The sequence below is a fragment of the Cardiobacteriaceae bacterium TAE3-ERU3 genome (genome assembly GCA_019218315.1).
In the GTDB taxonomy this organism is placed as follows: domain Bacteria; phylum Pseudomonadota; class Gammaproteobacteria; order Cardiobacteriales; family Cardiobacteriaceae; genus JAHUUI01.
In genome coordinates, this window is sequence record JAHUUI010000006.1 from 144,300 (window position 1) to 160,651 (window position 16,352).

Sequence of the window (16,352 nt, forward strand, 5' to 3'; positions counted from 1 at the left end):
GCAAAATATCCTGGCGTATAGTTTGCTCATAGCATGGCTGCAGGGTTCGCGTTTCCTACAGACCCCTTGACCCTAATTACTTAGTGCCCGGGAGTCAGACGCGGTCGGGCGAGCAAGCTCACCTTGAGTGAGAAGCCCGAAGACCTGCTGAGACACCCACTTGAACCTCTCGGTTCAAGGGCAGATGGTTAAGCGGCCCAGGTGGTCATGCTCTATATTCCAGCCCGATGTATTGCATCGGGCTTTTTATTTGCGTTCGAGATAGACTGCGGAATCCTAATCTACAACTCGACACTCAATCAGAAGTAACTGATCATTTCTCGAAGTTGCGGTTTTCTCTTGATTTTGTTATAGTTCGCGCCCTTGCTACGGACTGTGGATATAGTCTGTGGCATCTCCTTGCTGCTTGGAGTTATGCAAGTGGCTGTTTTTAATCCATAAGGAGCAATTATGCGTCATTATGAAATCGTTTTTCTGGTTCATCCCGACCAGAGCGAACAGGTCAATGGTATGGTTGAGCGTTACCGCTCAATGATCGAAAGCAAGGGTGGCAGCGTGCACCGTTTCGAAGATTGGGGTCGCCGTGTATTGGCATATCCAATCCAGAAGCTGGTCAAGGCTCACTACATTCTCATGAACATCGAGTGTGATGCCGATACGCTGGAAGAGCTTGAAAGCAACTTCCGTTTCAACGACGCGGTTCTGCGTCACATGACCATCCGTCGCGAAGAAGCCATCACTGATGCTTCTCCGATGATGCAAGAAAGCAACAAGAAATAAGGAGTAGATTATGGCTCGTCGCAGAATGTGTCGTTTCACAGCCGATGGCGTGAAAGAAATCGATTATAAAGATCTCGATACCTTGAAGTCTTACATTACTGAAGTAGGCAAAATTGTTCCAGCACGTATTACTGGTACTAATGCTTACTATCAGCGTCAGTTGGCCACAGCGGTCAAGCGCGCGCGTTTCCTCGCGTTGTTGCCTTACTCTGACCAGCACTAAGGAGGCAATTTAATGGATATTATTTTGTTAGATCGCGTTGTAGGTCTTGGTGAACTGGGCGACACCGTTTCAGTTAAATCCGGCTATGCACGCAACTATTTGATCCCAACTGGCAAGGCTACTGAAGCTACTAAAGCCAATTTGGAAAAATTTGAAGCGCGCCGCGCAGAGCTTGAAAAGCAATTGGCTGAGCGCCTTGCTGACTCACAGCGCCGTGCTGAAGCACTTAATGGTAAAGTGCTGACTATCTTTTCTAAAGCTGGTGATGAAGGCAAACTGTTTGGTTCAGTTGGCACACAGCAAATTGCTGAAGCCGCTGAGCAACAAGGTTTGGAAGTTGAGCGTCAGGAAATTCTGATGCCTAATGGTACCATCCGTGAATTGGGCGAATATGAAGTTGATTTACAGCTTTATGGTGATATCGCCGCTCAAGTATTGGTACGTGTCGTCGTCAGCGAGTAATTGCTGACAGTCAAATAATGAACATGCTATATCAGACACACGGTTGTTTTGTGTGGCAGAATAATTGTTTGGCTTAGATATACCGAAACAAAAAAGCCCGCACATGGTTGCGGGCTTTTTGTTTTTTAGACCGCAACACTATAATGCATACTCGCCAGTGTGTCTGGGTGATTGGTGGGGATATCGGGTTCGGTATTAGGGATAAATGGAAGGGTGAACATGGCAGAATATGATGAAGAAGCACGGGTCAAAGAGTCTCCAAAATCGCGGGAAGCAGAACAGGCGGTTATTGGCGGACTGTTGATTGATAACAATGCATGGGAGCGGGTGGCTGACCGTGTTCAGGCAAGTGATTTCTTCTATCAAAATCACCGTGTAATTTTTCAGTCTTTGGTTACGCTGGCGGATAAGTCGCAGCCGTTTGATGTGGTGACGATTGCTGAATTGCTGCGTAATCGCGAAGAGCTGGAAGAAGCTGGCGGGATTGAATACTTGCGCCAGTTAGGTATGGAAACACCAAGTGCGGTTAACGTAGTTGCGTATGCTGATATTGTGCGCGAGAGAGCAGTATTGCGTCAGTTAATTGCAACTTCGGGCGAAATCGCCAATAGCGCCTATTTCCCCGAAGGGCGTGATGTTAAATCATTGCTTGATAGTGCGGAACAGCGTGTGTTTGCCATCGCCAATCAATATCAAAAGAATGAGCGTGAAGGTTTCCAACAGGTTAAAAATGTTGCGGCTGATGCGGTTGAATATATTAAAGAGCTGGCACGGCGTGACAGTAATATCACTGGTTTTCCAACCGGGTTTACCGATCTTGATGATAAAACTGCCGGCTTGCAACCTGGTGATTTGATTATCGTGGCCGGGCGTCCGTCGATGGGTAAGACCACTTTTTCGATGAATATTGCCGAGCATATCGCTTTGGCGACGAACCAGCCTGTGGCCGTGTTTTCTTTGGAAATGCCAGCGCGATCTTTAGTCATGCGTATGATTGCTTCTTTGGGGCGGGTTGAGTCCGAGCAGTTGCGGACGGGTAAGCTGGATAAGCACAATCTGGGCAAAATGACGATGGCGGTTAATCAGCTGACCGGCGCCCCTATTTTTATTGATGATAGCTCTAGCCTTAGTCCAACTGAGCTGCGTGCTCGCGCACGGCGCTTACAGCGTGAAGAGGGGCAGCTGGCGTTGATTCTGATCGATTATTTGCAGTTGATGCAGTTACCTGATTCTAACGAAAACCGCGCGACACAGATTTCCGATATATCTCGCTCGTTAAAGCTATTGGCAAAAGAGCTCAATGTGCCGGTGATTGCGCTGTCGCAATTAAACCGTTCGCTTGAATCTCGACCGGATAAGCGACCAGTAATGTCTGATATTCGTGAATCGGGTGCGATTGAGCAGGATGCGGATGTGATTATGTTTGTTTACCGCGATGAGGTCTATAACGAGAACAGTGATGATGCAGGCATTGCGGAGATTATTATTGGTAAGCAGCGTAATGGTCCGATCGGTAAGGTCAAGCTGGCCTTTCTTGGTAAATACACCAAGTTTGATAATTTGTCTGCAGGGTATATCGACCCGGATGAGGGAGAGTAGCGATGCGCCCATTACGAGCTGAGATTGATCTTGCAGCACTACGCCATAATTTACGTGAATTGAGTAAGCGTGCAGAGCCAGCTTCAGTGATTGCAGTGGTAAAAGCCAATGCGTATGGGCATGGTGTGGAGCATGTGCTACCGGCATTGAGTGAAGCACCACAATTGGCTGTGGCTTGTATTGAGGAGGCTGTTACTTTACGCAAATTGGGCGCAGCTCAGCCGGTTGTTTTGCTGGAAGGGATCTTTGCGGCTGATGAAATTGCCTTGTGTGCCCGGGAAGATTTTATCCCGGTAATTCATGATTTGCGCCAGCTTGAATGGCTACGCATGCAATCTATGTATCCACTCAAGGCATGGCTTAAGGTTGATAGTGGTATGCATCGCCTAGGTTTTCAGCCTACAGATATGAAGGAAAGTATTGTTGCTGCTAAGCAACTGGCGCATATCGAGTGGCTTGGGATTGTCAGTCATTTTGCTTGTGCTGATGAGATTGATCACAGCCATGCATTAATGCAATTAAGACGTTTGGATGATTTGGTCTTGCCTGAAGGTTGGATGCGCTGTCTTGCCAACTCTGCAGCGTTACTGCAGCTGGATGATGTATGTGCGGACTGGGTACGGCCAGGCTTGGCGTTGTATGGTATGTCGCCCATTGCGGATACAACGGCGGCAGATTTTGGTTTGCATCCGGTCATGCGCTTGCGTACAGAAGTCTTGGCAGTACGTTTGTTGCAAGCAGGTGAGAGCGCTGGTTACGGGCAAGGATTTGTTGCACCATCTCATGGACAGTTAGCGACGATTGCACTGGGCTATGGTGATGGTTTCTCCCGTACGATTCCCAGTGGCAAAGTCATGGTACGTATTGATGATAAGTCCTATCCACTGGTTGGGTGTATTGCCATGGATATGGCATTGGTATGGCTGGGTGATGATCGTGTATCACCCGGTGATGAAGTAGTGCTATGGGGTGATGGGCACGCTGTAGAGCTGGTGGCTGAAGCGGCGCAGACTATTCCTTATACACTGACGACTATGTTAACTGCCCGGGTGCATCGTGAGGTGGTCAATGGCTAAGGCTAAATCGCGTTTTGTCTGTCAGCACTGCGCTGCGGACTATCCCAAATGGCAGGGACAGTGCCACGAATGTGGGCAATGGAACTGCCTTGAGGAAGAGGCGGTAGTCGCTGCACCACCATCAGGTGCTAAAAGTGGGGCGCGTAGTGGCTATGCTGGTGTTGCTGCTGGCCAGGTGCAGCGGCTTAATGAAATAGAATTGTTTGAAGAAACGCTGACACCGTGTGGCATTAGCGAGTTTGATCGTGTGCTCGGTGGAGGTTTAGTCAAGGGTAGCGTAGTGCTGATCGGTGGTGATCCGGGCATTGGTAAATCGACGTTGCTGCTGCAAACAGTAGCGCACTTGGCTAAATCGCACGCTTGTCTTTATGTCAGTGGCGAAGAATCACCGCGCCAGATTGGCCTACGCGCTGAGCGCTTGGGGCTGTCACGCGATGATATCGTCCTGTTTAGCGAAACACAGGTGGAAAAGATTTTGGCCACTGCTGTTGAACACAAGCCACAAGTTTTGGTAGTTGATTCGATCCAGACGCTATATAGCGATGCTCTTAGTGCCGCACCCGGTGCGGTAAGTCAATTGCGTGAGTCTGCCGCACAGCTGGTACGGTTTGCAAAAAGTAGCGGTACGACAGTATTCATTATTGGCCACGTGACTAAAGAAGGTGCTATTGCCGGGCCTCGAGTACTGGAGCATATGGTGGATACGGTACTGTATTTTGAGAGTGAGGCGGGCAGTCGGTTCCGGATGTTACGTGCAGTGAAGAACCGCTTTGGACCTGTCAATGAACTGGGTATGTTTGCGATGCTCGAAGGCGGCTTGAAGCCAGTGAATAATCCATCTGCTATCTTTTTGTCTCGCCCTGATGGTCAGCAGCCGGGTAGTGTGGTTGTGCCTGTATGGGAAGGGAGCCGTGCATTGTTGGTTGAGGTGCAGGCGCTGGTTGATACGACGGGTGGCAGTTATGCACGACGGGTGACGCTAGGATTAGATGGCGGTCGCTTGGCAATGCTGCTCGCGGTTATGAATCGTCATGCAGGTGTCGCAACCCATGATATGGATGTGTTTGCCAATGTGGTTGGTGGTTTGAAAGTGAGTGAGACGGCAACAGACCTGGCGGTCATAGCTGCGGTTTGCTCTAGTTTACGTGACCGCGTGATCGCAACGCATACGGTGGTATTTGGGGAGGTGGGGCTATCTGGTGAGCTGCGCCCTGTAGCCAATGGAGAAGCGCGGCTAAAAGCTGCGAAGCAGCACGGATTCAAACGCGTGATTGTCCCGCAGGCAAATGCGCCACATGCTAAGATAGCTGGTTTGACTGTAGAAGCGGTTGCGACAGTGGATGATGCCCTGCAACTGTTATTTGATTAATCATTAGGAGTGCAATTATGACACAAGCGATTAATATCGCCGTTTTCCCTGTTGCTGGGTTTGGTACACGCTTTTTACCGGCGACCAAGGCGAGTCCGAAGGAAATGTTGCCAGTGGTTGATAAGCCACTGATCCAATATGCGGTTGATGAAGCTTATGCTGCAGGTATCCGTACGATGGTTTTTGTCACCGGACGTAATAAGTGGTCGATCACAGAGCATTATGACGTGGCTTATGAGCTTGAAAGTGAGTTGGAACAACGCAATAAGCAAGAGTTCCTTAAGATCGTACGTGAGATCAAACCTGATGATATGCGCGTGGTATATATCCGCCAGGAATTGGCTCTTGGTTTAGGGCATGCTGTATTGTGTGCACGTCCTATCGTTCGTGATCGTCCTTTTGCCGTGTTACTTGCCGATGATCTGCTTTATAACGATGGTAAGCCAGTAATGCAGCAAATGGTTGAGGTTTACGATAAGCATCAGCAGGGTGTTCTGGGTGTGCAAGAAGTGCCTCAAGAGCATACTAAGCGTTATGGCATCATTACAGAAGGTGCGCGCATCAATGAGCAAGTTTGTACAGTTGAGGCAATTGTTGAAAAGCCGGATCCAGCTGATGCACCTTCGAGACAAGCGGTCATCGGTCGCTATATCCTGCCAGGCAGAATTATGGATATTCTCGCTGAGACGAAACCAGGTGCTGGAGGTGAAATTCAATTGACAGATGCTATTGAACAACTGATCAAGGAAAAAACAGTACTTGCTTATCAATATGACGGTGTGCGTTATGACTGTGGTGACAAGTTGGGATATTTAAAAGCAAACGTTGAAATGGGCTTGCGTCACGCAGAGCTCGGTGAAGGTTTTGCTGAATTTTTGAAGAAATTAGAGGTGTAAGTGATGTGTGGAATCATTGGCGCGGTTGCTGAACGCAACGTGGTCCCTATCTTAATTGAAGGACTAAAAAGGCTGGAATACCGCGGTTATGATTCTGCCGGGTTGGTTGTCTGTGGTGATCAGGGTTTTGAGCGCTGCCGTGCGCTGGGTAAAGTGGCTGAGTTGGCTGAAAAGGCTAAAGCTGAAACCCTGACTGGCTTTACTGGGATGGCGCACACGCGCTGGGCGACGCATGGTGTACCCAGTGAAGCAAATGCTCACCCACATGTAAGTTGTAATAAAATTGCTGTTGTTCACAACGGTATCATTGAAAATCACCAATATTTTCGTTCGTTGTTGCAAGAAAAAGGCTATACCTTTACTTCTCAGACAGATAGCGAAGTGATTGCACATTTGATCCATCAGCATTATCAAGATAATGGCGGAGATTTATTACAAGCGGTGCAGGTTGTCAGCCGAGATTTGGATGGTGCTTATGCCTTGGTGGTCAGTGCAGCTGATCGCCCTGATGAGTTGGTCATCACACGTAGTGGCTGCCCAATGGTGATTGGTGTGGGGCTCGGTGAGCACTTTATTGCTTCTGATACGTATGCTTTATTACCGGTGACACGGCGTTTTGTCTACCTTGGTGAAGATGATGTTGCTGTGATCCGTCGTGAGGGGTATACCATTTATAATGCTCATAGAGAGCAAGTGACGCGGCCAGAAGAAGAAAGTGATCAAAGTGCAGCAATTTCTGGCAAGAATGGCTATAAGCACTTTATGCAGAAGGAAATGTTTGAGCAGCCTTCGGTCATTGCTGAAACCCTTGAAGGGCGTCTACTCAATGGTCAGCTCAATACTGCGTCATTTGACCCTGCTTTGCTCGATATGCTGGCAAAGGTCAAACAGATTCATATTATCGCTTGCGGTACCAGCTATCATGCAGGTTTAGTGATTAAGTACCATTTGGAACGTAGTGGCATTGCTACTCAGGTTGAAGTGGCCAGTGAATATCTTTATCGCGATGTTGCGGTGCAGGATGGTACGTTATTTGTCGCTATTTCGCAGTCAGGTGAAACTGCGGATACATTGGCTGCGTTGAGAAAAGCAAAGCAACAAGGATATTGTGGTTATATTGCTGTATGTAATGTGCCGGGTAGTGCGTTGGTACGTGCCTCGGAGCATGTATTACTGACACGTGCAGGTCGTGAAATCGGTGTTGCATCGACAAAAGCCTTTGTTACCCAGCTGGTAGCATTGCATCTATTGAACATACTTTTGCGCCAGGCAAATAATAAACCGGTTGCTGCTGATGTGATTGAGGCGCTTAGTCATTTGCCAACACATGCAGAAGCGCTGCTACAACTTGATGAGGAAATAGGGCGAGCTGCAAAATTACTTGAGGGCAAGCATGGCTGCTTGTTCCTTGGTCGTGGTGAGTGCTATCCAATTGCGATGGAAGGCGCATTGAAGCTCAAAGAATTATCCTATATTCATGCAGAGGCCTATCCTTCTGGAGAGCTAAAGCATGGGCCACTGGCGCTGGTCGATGAGCATATGCCAGTTATTGCGGTAGTTAAAGCTGATGCTGTTGCTGAAAAGGTCTTGAGCAATTTGCAAGAAGTGCAGGCGCGTGGTGGACGACTATTGATTTTTGCCGACAAACGGATTGACACCTCAGCTTTGCCTGATGCCCTTGTTATTTCTTTGGGTGAACTCGATGATGTAACAGCCAGCGTTGCAGCGGTCATTCCTTTGCAATTGCTGGCTTATCACGTCGCACTTCAGAGGGGTACTGATGTTGATCAGCCACGAAACTTGGCTAAATCAGTCACAGTTGAATAGTTGGATTTACTATAAAAAGCCGGATGATTTATCCGGCTTTTTATATACGCTACGGCCCAGCAGAAAATGGGCTAGATAAATTTTTTGGTGTCTGTGTCACTACCTTGAGCATAAAAATAGGTCTTTCCTGTGTTTGGTCGATATAGGTATTGTATTGTCTGCTCTCAGCCTTCCGAGCATGAGGGGCTTTGTGGTAATTGCCATAGAAAAGTGCAATCTATCGGGGTACATTGTGTGACTTGTGCACAGCCTATTGCTGATTCATCAATCCCTTGTGGACGATGTCTTGCTCAACCGCGCCCGTTTAAAGCCGTTTATATTGCACACCGTTATCGAGGTATCGTTCGTGATGTACTGCTGCAAGTAAAGTACGGTAAATCACGTTTGGCGATTAAAGTGCTACAAAATTGGGTTGCCGAATTGGCATCATCCATTACAGATCAATTTGATTTGGTTGTCCCTATGCCGATGTCATACTCACGGCTTATTCAGCGGGGGTTTAATCAGACGCATTATTTGGGAAATGCTGCAGCGACGGCATTGAATATTCCTTGCGTAAAGTCTGCTTTGTATAAGGCTAGGCGTTCTCCTCAGTCATTACTGTTGTCTGATACTGATCGGCAGCGCAATATTGCCGGTGCTTTTCAGTCTGGCCGTCAGCAGGTTTTTGGCCGTGTTTTGTTGGTTGATGATGTATTCACTTCCGGAGCCACCGCGAGCGAAGCCTCCAGAATACTATTGGCCGGTGGTGCTGAAAAAGTTAGTGTATTGGTTGTTGCTGCGCGTTAAAGGTTTTTATCATAAAAAATAAAAAGCCACCCTGAAAAGAGTGGCCTTGAGGGAATAGAGGAATCTTATTGCTTAACGCCTTCACCAGCAACATAGATTTCAGCGGACTTAGCAACCTTGTCGGGGATACCGTAGTCGTTAAAGTCCAGATCAAAGCTTGTTTCAAAGCCTGTACGGTAATTGCCCCATGGATCTTCGCCTTCACCTATTTTTGTGATTGGTAAAGTGATTTCCTGAGTTTCACCATTTACAGTCAATTCACCGCTCAGTTGTCCATCAGCCCAACCAGTAGACTTGAATGTCGCTGTAGCATTTGCCGAGGTGTTCAAAAAGTCTTTACCACGTAAGTGCTTATTGCGTTCACCATGGTCTGTATCTAGTGACTCAGTGTTGACAGTGACATCGACGTTGCTTATTTCACCAGTGTCGCTGTCGTAAGTATATGTTCCCTGTAGATCGTTAAAAGTACCGATGACGTAGCTATAGCCAAGGTGAGGAACTTTAAATTGAATCACAAAGTGGCCTGGGTCAATTTCATATTGCTCAGGTGCAGCTTGTGCTTGTAGAGCAAATAATGCTGTACCAATTGTCAGTGCCAATTTTTTCATTATAGAAGGTCTCCTTAGTTAAAAGCATTAACTATAATAATGATGCTCGATTCTCTTTCAAGTATAAAGTTGTTACCAAAGTTAAACATTTTCAGCTGATTAGCGCGGATTTATGCTTATCTATGGCTTGGGTAGTAACATACGCTTCAGGGTCGTATCACGATCAATCAATGCATGTTTAATCGCGCCTAAGGCATGCAAGCTGACGAGTACAATCAAGCTCCAAGCAGCATAGAGATGTATTGTCCCGAGGAGGGTTGCCTGATTATCTGCATTGATAATAGGTGGTAGTTCTATCCAACCAAAAACATTTATTTGGCTGCCCTTGGCTGTGGCAATCAAATATCCGGTGATAACCAGCGTTAGCAGTAGCAAGTACATCAGGCCATGTGTCGTATGAGCCATCGCGACTTCCCAACGTGTATGATTGGGTAAAGGGTAGGGCTTAGGGTGGATAATGATCCACAGAATGCGTAGGATCAATAATGTAAGCAGTACAATGCCAAATGACTTATGCCACTGTGGCCATGCGTTATATCCGGCATCGTAATATCCAAGGGTGACCATATATAGGCCGCTGGTAAAGAGGAATATGACAATGGCCGCCATACTCCAGTGCAACAATATATGCACTAATCCATAGTGTGTTGGTTTATTTGCAATCATGATGAAGATTATAGGGTTGTATTTTTGCTCGCATTATAACGACGAAGTTTTATCAACCCAATGAATGCTGTGTAACCCAAATGATGGGAATAGGTTGAGTGGGTTAGATCAGTTATGCTGCTCTCTGCGCCGTAGCTGCTGAATATCGCTGAGATAAGCCTTAATCAGTCGGGACTCATAAAGTGCGCCGAGTAATTTAGGGTTTTCAGGGCTTTCAAGTACCGGGATATGAGTACCATCAAATTGCCCCATCAGCTCGACAGCTTCCCAAATAGAGCTTAATCGGTACAGGCACTGACCATCTTGCATTGCAAATTCACTGGCAAGCTTGTCAGTATTCTCTGCTTGGCGCAGTTGCGCCCGGACTTCAAGTAGCGTCAAGCGGCCGATATAGTGGCCTTCATCATCGACAAGATAGGTTGTTGTTTGGCGACGCTCTAGGAGTTGTATCTCTACGTCTTTAAGTGCTGTATTACCACTGATATATGGAAATTCAGTATCAACCAGAGGCATGATTCTACGACGCTCTAAATACAGCATATCTCGCCCGATCGACATATTGATACCACGGGCCTTAAGTTGAGCATCAAAGTAGGAATTAACCCCTAGAACGCGGTAAGCAAGAATATTGGATAGAACAACACCAAGCATGACTGCGGATGTGACGCCGAAGTTCCCCGTGATTTCAAGGCAGATCAATATCATGGATATGGGTGCACCCATGATCGCTCCAGCCATGGCTGACATAGTCGTTATGATTAGCAGACCGCTATCGTGAAACTCTACAGGTAGATAAATTGTCGATAATTCCGAAATAATTGCACCAAGTACAGCTCCAAGAAACAGGGCTGGTGAGAATACGCCACCGGGGACGCCAAGCCCTACTGTGCAAATGGTGATTGCCAGTTTTGCAACAAATACAATGAGTAGTAGAGTCAGGGTTATCTGATAATTATTGATGATGCTGTGTAGAAAGTAGGAGCTAACACCCATAACTTCCGGGATATAGTAGGCCGTGAGAGCCATTAATATAGCGGCCAGTGATATTTTTTTTGCAACACTGGTTTTACGTCGGGCGAGTACAACCTGAGTGGTAATTGTACTCTTGATAAAAATTGTACCAACAATACCAGCAAGCACAGCGCTAATGGCGACGGATATATGTGTGGCTGGTGTTGTGATATATGTATTGTCATTACCTAAAAAGGTCGAAATATGGAATACTTCACTGGCAAAAATGTAGCTAGTTACAGCACTGATTGTGATAGGAGCAACAGCGCGAACTGAGAAAAATCGGAAGATAACCTCATGAGTAAAGACGACGGCTGCGATTGGGGCATGGAAAATGGCAGCAATAGCTGCTGCGACGCCTGCACCGATACATACATGCATGTAATGGTCTTTAAAAACGGCAAATTTATTGGAAAGGTAGCCTAAGCTTGCGCCAAATTGTACAGTAGGTCCATATTGGCCTACGGAATATCCACTTCCGAGTGAGACTAAAGCGCCGGCTACAGAATAAAATGATGAACGTAGGCTAAAGCGATCTTGGTTAATATGGATACTTTCGATAATATCTGTTTGGCTATGCTGGCGCTTATCTGGGATTTGATGCAGGATGTAAATGAGGAAGGGTGCACCAATAATAGGGACTAATGCTCGTATCCATGCCTCATTGATATCAAGAATGAAGGCTAGCTGATTACTTTGCCATGACATGCTAAGAAAGCGAACCATCTGGTTAAAAATACCAGTCGCCATAGCAACAAGTATTCCAATGATGACAGGCATCAAGTAACTGATGAGTATGGTGAAAATCCGAGTCATTATTTGATAAAACAAAAAATTGTATGGATAATTGTTAAAGTATATTATAGGTGATACCGCATAGATCCGTTAGGTATATAGCGCATTTTTGTGGTATCAATTTTAAGTAAGGGAGAAACATATGCGTACACTCATGATAACACTGGGTTTAGTCAGTGGCTTGGCATTTGCCGATGATGTTGATGTTAATGATTGTATCATTCAGGAAGTGCTGCCTGGAAAGCACATGACAGGTGCTTTTGTTACTTTTGATAATGAGACAGAACAGCCAGTAGTCTTAGAAAAAGCCGCTATTGCATCGCTGAGTGATCATGTTGAGTTGCATGAAATGGCTCATCAAGATGGTGTGATGAAAATGCAGGAGATTAAACAACTTGAACTGCAGCCGGGTGAGACAGCTTTTAAAAAGGGTGGTTATCACGTCATGGTCATGGATATTGCCAAAGCTCCTGAAATTGGTAGTGAATATGAAATGACTTTTACCTTTGCCAACGGCAAGACAGCATCATGTGAAGCAGAAGTACTAAGCGTTGATGATGTGATGGAGCACTTTGGTGGTAAGCATGGCGATATGGATCACAATCATGAGCATAGTGATATGGATCATAGCCATAAGCATGGAGATATGGAACACAGTCACGAGCATCATCACGATGACGCTGATCACAAAGGTCATAAGCACGAGTCATAATGCTCACGTACTTTAGGCAATTTCGCCGTATCAGCTTGCCAATTTTTGCGATTATTGGCATAGCTGGTGCGGTTTGGTTTATGAGGTCTTTTTCAGCGGTCACTCCAGAGCAAGTGATGAGCTCTTTATTTGACGTCAGCGCGCCTACCCGCTATGCATTCGTTAGTGATAAAAATAAAGCAAGTGTTGCTGTTGTCGATTTACTTGAGCATAGGCAGGTATCGACATTAACACTGCAGGCGCCCCCTTATTTTTGGGCACTGAGCGCAACGCAGGGGAAATTGTTCTATAGCGCTTATGATGACACTGTCGTCCATATACATGATGTTGCTAATCACAACGAGCAGCAACTTAACCTTCCGCATAGAATACAGGCATGGCAATACAGCGATGCTCATCACTGGCTTTTTGTATGGGGTGATGGTTTCGTGAGTAGAGTTGATATTATTTCAAATGATATCGAGACAGTCGATGCTGGTGTAGCAGTGTTGGATGGCATGTTATATGACGCGTTTTTACAAAAATTATGGTTAATTGATGGCGAGCATAATCAATTAACTGCGTGGGCATTGACCGAAGCAGAGCAAAACCCAACTTTATACCACTATCCTTTATCTGTAGGTGCACATGATTTTGCACCATTGACCAGTACTCCAGATGGCTTATACCTTCTTATAGGCTTTGCCGATGAGAATAATCAATATCAGCTTAAACTATGGGATATGACAATAGCTGCTTGGGTCGAAAAACCATTTTTGCTACATCAATCGCCATTAGTGCGACCTTATGCTGGTGCTCGAGGTCGTTATCTTTGGGTCTTTGCGCAGGATGGCCAGGGCTTGCGTATAGACGTTGCATCCCCTCATTTAACTGAGGTAGTTAAAACGTCGGTTGCTGGGGTGAAACATATTGCTACTGGTTGGCTCGATCAAAGATTATTGGTCGCAGGTGAGTCAAACGCAGAAATTTATGAGGCGGGGTCATTAAATCGTGTGGCTCAGATTGCATTACCGTCCACAGTGCAAGAGGTTTTTATTACAGCAGACAGTAAAACAGCCTTGCTGACGGTGGATGGCACACCATTTCTGTATGCAATTGAGCTGAAGGGAGGCGGTTTTTCCGAGCTTGAACTCGGTGGCATTGCAAATCCAGATAAGGTCATTATGGGGGCTTCTGCAACACTCTGCCACTAATGCAGGTTAATCTATGATAATAAATAGATCTGATCGTTTTTATTTTTTATCGCGTATACTCTAAGTGTCATTATTTGACGATATCAATGCAAAATCACAACTAGGAGTAGAGCATGAGTACTGAACAACGAATTGAGAAACTTGAAGCTGAATTCAAAGAATTACAAGGTTTTGCCAAAGAAGCTCGTTCTTCTATTGATAAGATCGCTGCTGATCTGAAAGATCGTGCTGAAGAAGGCTACGAAGATTTCAAAGACAGCGCGGAAGATGCGTGGGATGAAGCACAATCTCAAGGTCGTGCATTGCTGAGCAAAACTCGCCGTAATGCCAAAAAGGTATATTACAATACCCTTGATTACACTCAAGAGCACCCATGGCGCGTAACTTCATCAGCACTGGCTTTGATCGGTGTTGTAGGTTTGGTTTGCTACTTGGTTAGCGAGCGCTCGAACAACCAGCTGGACAACCTGCGTCGCCGTTACCGCGATCTGTTCTAAACCTGATAATTTAAAACATTAGGTTGGTCAAAAGCGTCTGCCTTAGGCAGGCGCTTTTTTGTTAAGCAGTACACCAAGGCCGGTAGAGCGTTTAATCGGGTTCATGAGTGCACCGTTGAGTACCGTCTCGCTCGCATAAATACTTAAGCGCTTCTTGGCTCTTGTGATGCCTGTATAAAGTAGCTCTTTGCTGCATAAGTGTTGGCTTTTATTTAGTGCAATGGCGACATGTTCGTACTCTGATCCCTGTGACTTATGGATGGTAAATGCATACGCAGGCAGCCATTTTGCAGGATTGATTTGTGCAAGAGGTATTGGATCAGCCATGCCAGGGAAAAAAACAGCCAATTCTTGGCCTTTTTGTAAGCACAGGCCGATATCTCCATTAAAAATATTTTGTCGATAATCATTTGCTGTAATCATAATGGGCATACCGTGAAATACGTTTGCATCCAGCGGTTCGTGTTGTATTTTTTTATGTAATTGCATCATCGCACGATTAATCTGCTTTGCGCCGAGTGGGCCGTGATGGCTAGCGCATAAAATGCGGTATTGATCAAATATCCTTAGTAATGCTTGGGCATCTCGCTCTTTTTCTAATGCGTTTATATAGTTGGCATATGGTTCAAACAGATCCTGATAAATATGCTGTTCAAACTCAGAGATCCATTTGATATCCGGTGAAGTATTCAGTGTCTCAAAAAAAGGAGCTGGTAAGTCTTCTGGTAAAGTGGCCTGCTGTAACAAAGTTGAAATTTTTCCAATACCTGCTTCGGCATTAAAGCGTGATGATCGCTGCAAGGTTATCAGTGAATTTTGCATAACTGGGTGATGTGTTAAATCGTGTAACACCGCCCCGGGGTCAACGGCAGCTAATTGATCTGCATCACCAAGTAATATTAACTTGGCTTGTGGTGAGACTGCTGCAAACAGCATAAATGCCATGTCCAAAGAAAGCATCGAAGCCTCATCAATGATGACAACGTCGAATGGTAAATGATGGCTTTGGTGATAAAAAGGCGTGCCGTCTGTGCCGATACCTAATAATCTATGTAAGGTTTGTGCGGTGAGGGGAGGAGTAGTCTCTGCTGAGCTTGCTATACTTGCCCGTAGAGACTCTTCCATTCTTTTGGCCGCTTTTCCAGTCGGTGCGGCAAGCGCAATCTTTGTATCCGGTGATGATGAATGTATTAACTGCACAAGCCTTGCTACCGTAAAAGTCTTACCTGTACCTGGTCCACCATTGATTAATGTTAAATGATTGCAAGCAGCATGCCGTACAGCAGCTGCCTGTTCCGGGAACAGCTTGTCAGTAAAAGTATCGATATTAGAGGGGAGAGGATTTGAAGGAAGTGCAATTCTGGCTTTGATAAGGCTAGCCAGCTGGTACTCGGCTGACCAGCTGCGATAAAGCCAAGCCATACCGTCGTCATATACAACTGGAGCGAAAGCCCCTGACTCGGCTCGTTTAGTATCTATTACGAGATACATATCTTTAGAGAGGCGATTATCAAAAATTGCCGTATCACCATTAGCTAGAGAATCAAAAAGCTGTTCTATAGTGAAAATGAATGAAGAGCGCCGTGCTTCATCCTCAATATTCAGCCTATCCAGCCAGTATGTTGCTAATGCCTTCATTTTTACTATCGTGATATTGAAAAGAGCATTCTAAAATAACGCCGAAATGAGTGCATCACTATTCATAAAAACGCTGGATAGGATGTGTTTCGAAATAAAATTGCAACAGAAACATGGTGTAATGTAAGTTTTGATATTTTTTTGTGTGAAGGGCTTGCGTAGGCATGAGAAATGTCTATAATACGCCTCTCGCTTCACGGGGCGGCCACTA

The 16,352-nt window shown here is 45.9% G+C and carries 16 protein-coding genes and 1 other RNA gene; 13 read left to right on the top strand and 4 right to left on the bottom strand.

Annotation, left to right across the window (positions count from 1 at the left end; genetic code table 11):
• The first annotated feature begins 31 nt into the window (after positions 1-31).
• The 10 genes from ssrS (at position 32) to KRX19_11060 (ending at position 9,021) form a co-directional block, all read left to right on the top strand.
• Positions 32-212: non-coding RNA, 6S RNA (gene ssrS / locus KRX19_11015), on the top strand.
• A 238-nt stretch (positions 213-450) separates the two neighbouring features.
• Positions 451-780 carry a 30S ribosomal protein S6 gene (gene rpsF / locus KRX19_11020; GenBank protein MBV7435550.1) on the top strand — a complete coding sequence of 110 codons (330 nt, stop codon included), beginning with the start codon at positions 451-453 and terminating at the stop codon, positions 778-780.
• Positions 781-790: 10 nt separating this feature from the next.
• Complete coding sequence (rpsR, locus tag KRX19_11025; GenBank protein MBV7435551.1) at positions 791-1,003, top strand: 30S ribosomal protein S18; 213 nt, start codon at positions 791-793, stop codon at positions 1,001-1,003.
• 12 nt (positions 1,004-1,015) lie between these two features.
• Positions 1,016-1,465, top strand: coding sequence for a 50S ribosomal protein L9 (gene rplI, locus KRX19_11030; GenBank protein ID MBV7435552.1), 450 nt, complete (start codon positions 1,016-1,018; stop codon positions 1,463-1,465).
• A gap of 219 nt (positions 1,466-1,684) precedes the next feature.
• Positions 1,685-3,064, top strand: coding sequence for a replicative DNA helicase (gene dnaB, locus KRX19_11035; protein MBV7435553.1), 1,380 nt, complete (start codon positions 1,685-1,687; stop codon positions 3,062-3,064).
• Between the two features lie 2 nt (positions 3,065-3,066).
• A complete protein-coding gene (alr, locus tag KRX19_11040) occupies positions 3,067-4,140 on the top strand; it encodes an alanine racemase (protein MBV7435554.1) in 1,074 nt (357 codons plus the stop codon).
• Positions 4,133-5,509: a DNA repair protein RadA gene (gene radA, locus KRX19_11045; protein MBV7435555.1), complete on the top strand. Its 1,377-nt coding sequence runs from the start codon at positions 4,133-4,135 to the stop codon at positions 5,507-5,509. The genes alr and radA overlap by 8 nt, the downstream gene beginning before the upstream one ends.
• A gap of 17 nt (positions 5,510-5,526) precedes the next feature.
• Complete coding sequence (gene galU, locus KRX19_11050) at positions 5,527-6,405, top strand: UTP--glucose-1-phosphate uridylyltransferase GalU (GenBank protein ID MBV7435556.1); 879 nt, start codon at positions 5,527-5,529, stop codon at positions 6,403-6,405.
• 3 nt (positions 6,406-6,408) lie between these two features.
• The gene (glmS, locus tag KRX19_11055; protein ID MBV7435557.1) at positions 6,409-8,232 is read left to right on the top strand and encodes a glutamine--fructose-6-phosphate transaminase (isomerizing); all 1,824 of its coding nucleotides are present in this window, start codon (positions 6,409-6,411) and stop codon (positions 8,230-8,232) included.
• 234 nt (positions 8,233-8,466) lie between these two features.
• Complete coding sequence (locus KRX19_11060) at positions 8,467-9,021, top strand: ComF family protein (protein MBV7435558.1); 555 nt, start codon at positions 8,467-8,469, stop codon at positions 9,019-9,021.
• A gap of 65 nt (positions 9,022-9,086) precedes the next feature.
• Here KRX19_11060 and KRX19_11065 read toward each other — a convergent pair whose 3' ends face one another.
• From KRX19_11065 to KRX19_11075, 3 genes are all read right to left on the bottom strand, one after another.
• The gene (locus KRX19_11065; protein ID MBV7435559.1) at positions 9,087-9,629 is read right to left on the bottom strand and encodes a YceI family protein; all 543 of its coding nucleotides are present in this window, start codon (positions 9,627-9,629) and stop codon (positions 9,087-9,089) included.
• Between the two features lie 120 nt (positions 9,630-9,749).
• Complete coding sequence (locus tag KRX19_11070; protein ID MBV7435560.1) at positions 9,750-10,238, bottom strand: cytochrome b; 489 nt, start codon at positions 10,236-10,238, stop codon at positions 9,750-9,752.
• A 165-nt stretch (positions 10,239-10,403) separates the two neighbouring features.
• Positions 10,404-12,086, bottom strand: coding sequence for a chloride channel protein (locus tag KRX19_11075; GenBank protein MBV7435561.1), 1,683 nt, complete (start codon positions 12,084-12,086; stop codon positions 10,404-10,406).
• Positions 12,087-12,243: 157 nt separating this feature from the next.
• Between KRX19_11075 and KRX19_11080 the strand changes: the two genes are divergently transcribed.
• The 3 genes from KRX19_11080 to KRX19_11090 all read left to right on the top strand — a co-directional run bounded on the left by KRX19_11080 (position 12,244) and on the right by KRX19_11090 (position 14,503).
• Entirely contained in the window at positions 12,244-12,813 is a 570-nt protein-coding gene (locus tag KRX19_11080; GenBank protein MBV7435562.1) for a copper chaperone PCu(A)C, read from the top strand.
• Entirely contained in the window at positions 12,813-14,006 is a 1,194-nt protein-coding gene (locus KRX19_11085) for a hypothetical protein (protein MBV7435563.1), read from the top strand. The genes KRX19_11080 and KRX19_11085 overlap by 1 nt, the downstream gene beginning before the upstream one ends.
• A 113-nt stretch (positions 14,007-14,119) precedes the next feature.
• Positions 14,120-14,503 carry a DUF883 family protein gene (locus tag KRX19_11090; protein MBV7435564.1) on the top strand — a complete coding sequence of 128 codons (384 nt, stop codon included), beginning with the start codon at positions 14,120-14,122 and terminating at the stop codon, positions 14,501-14,503.
• Between the two features lie 42 nt (positions 14,504-14,545).
• On the opposite strand, the gene recD is transcribed toward KRX19_11090, so the two are convergent.
• Entirely contained in the window at positions 14,546-16,141 is a 1,596-nt protein-coding gene (recD, locus tag KRX19_11095) for an exodeoxyribonuclease V subunit alpha (GenBank protein MBV7435565.1), read from the bottom strand.
• Between the last annotated feature and the right edge of the window lie 211 nt (positions 16,142-16,352).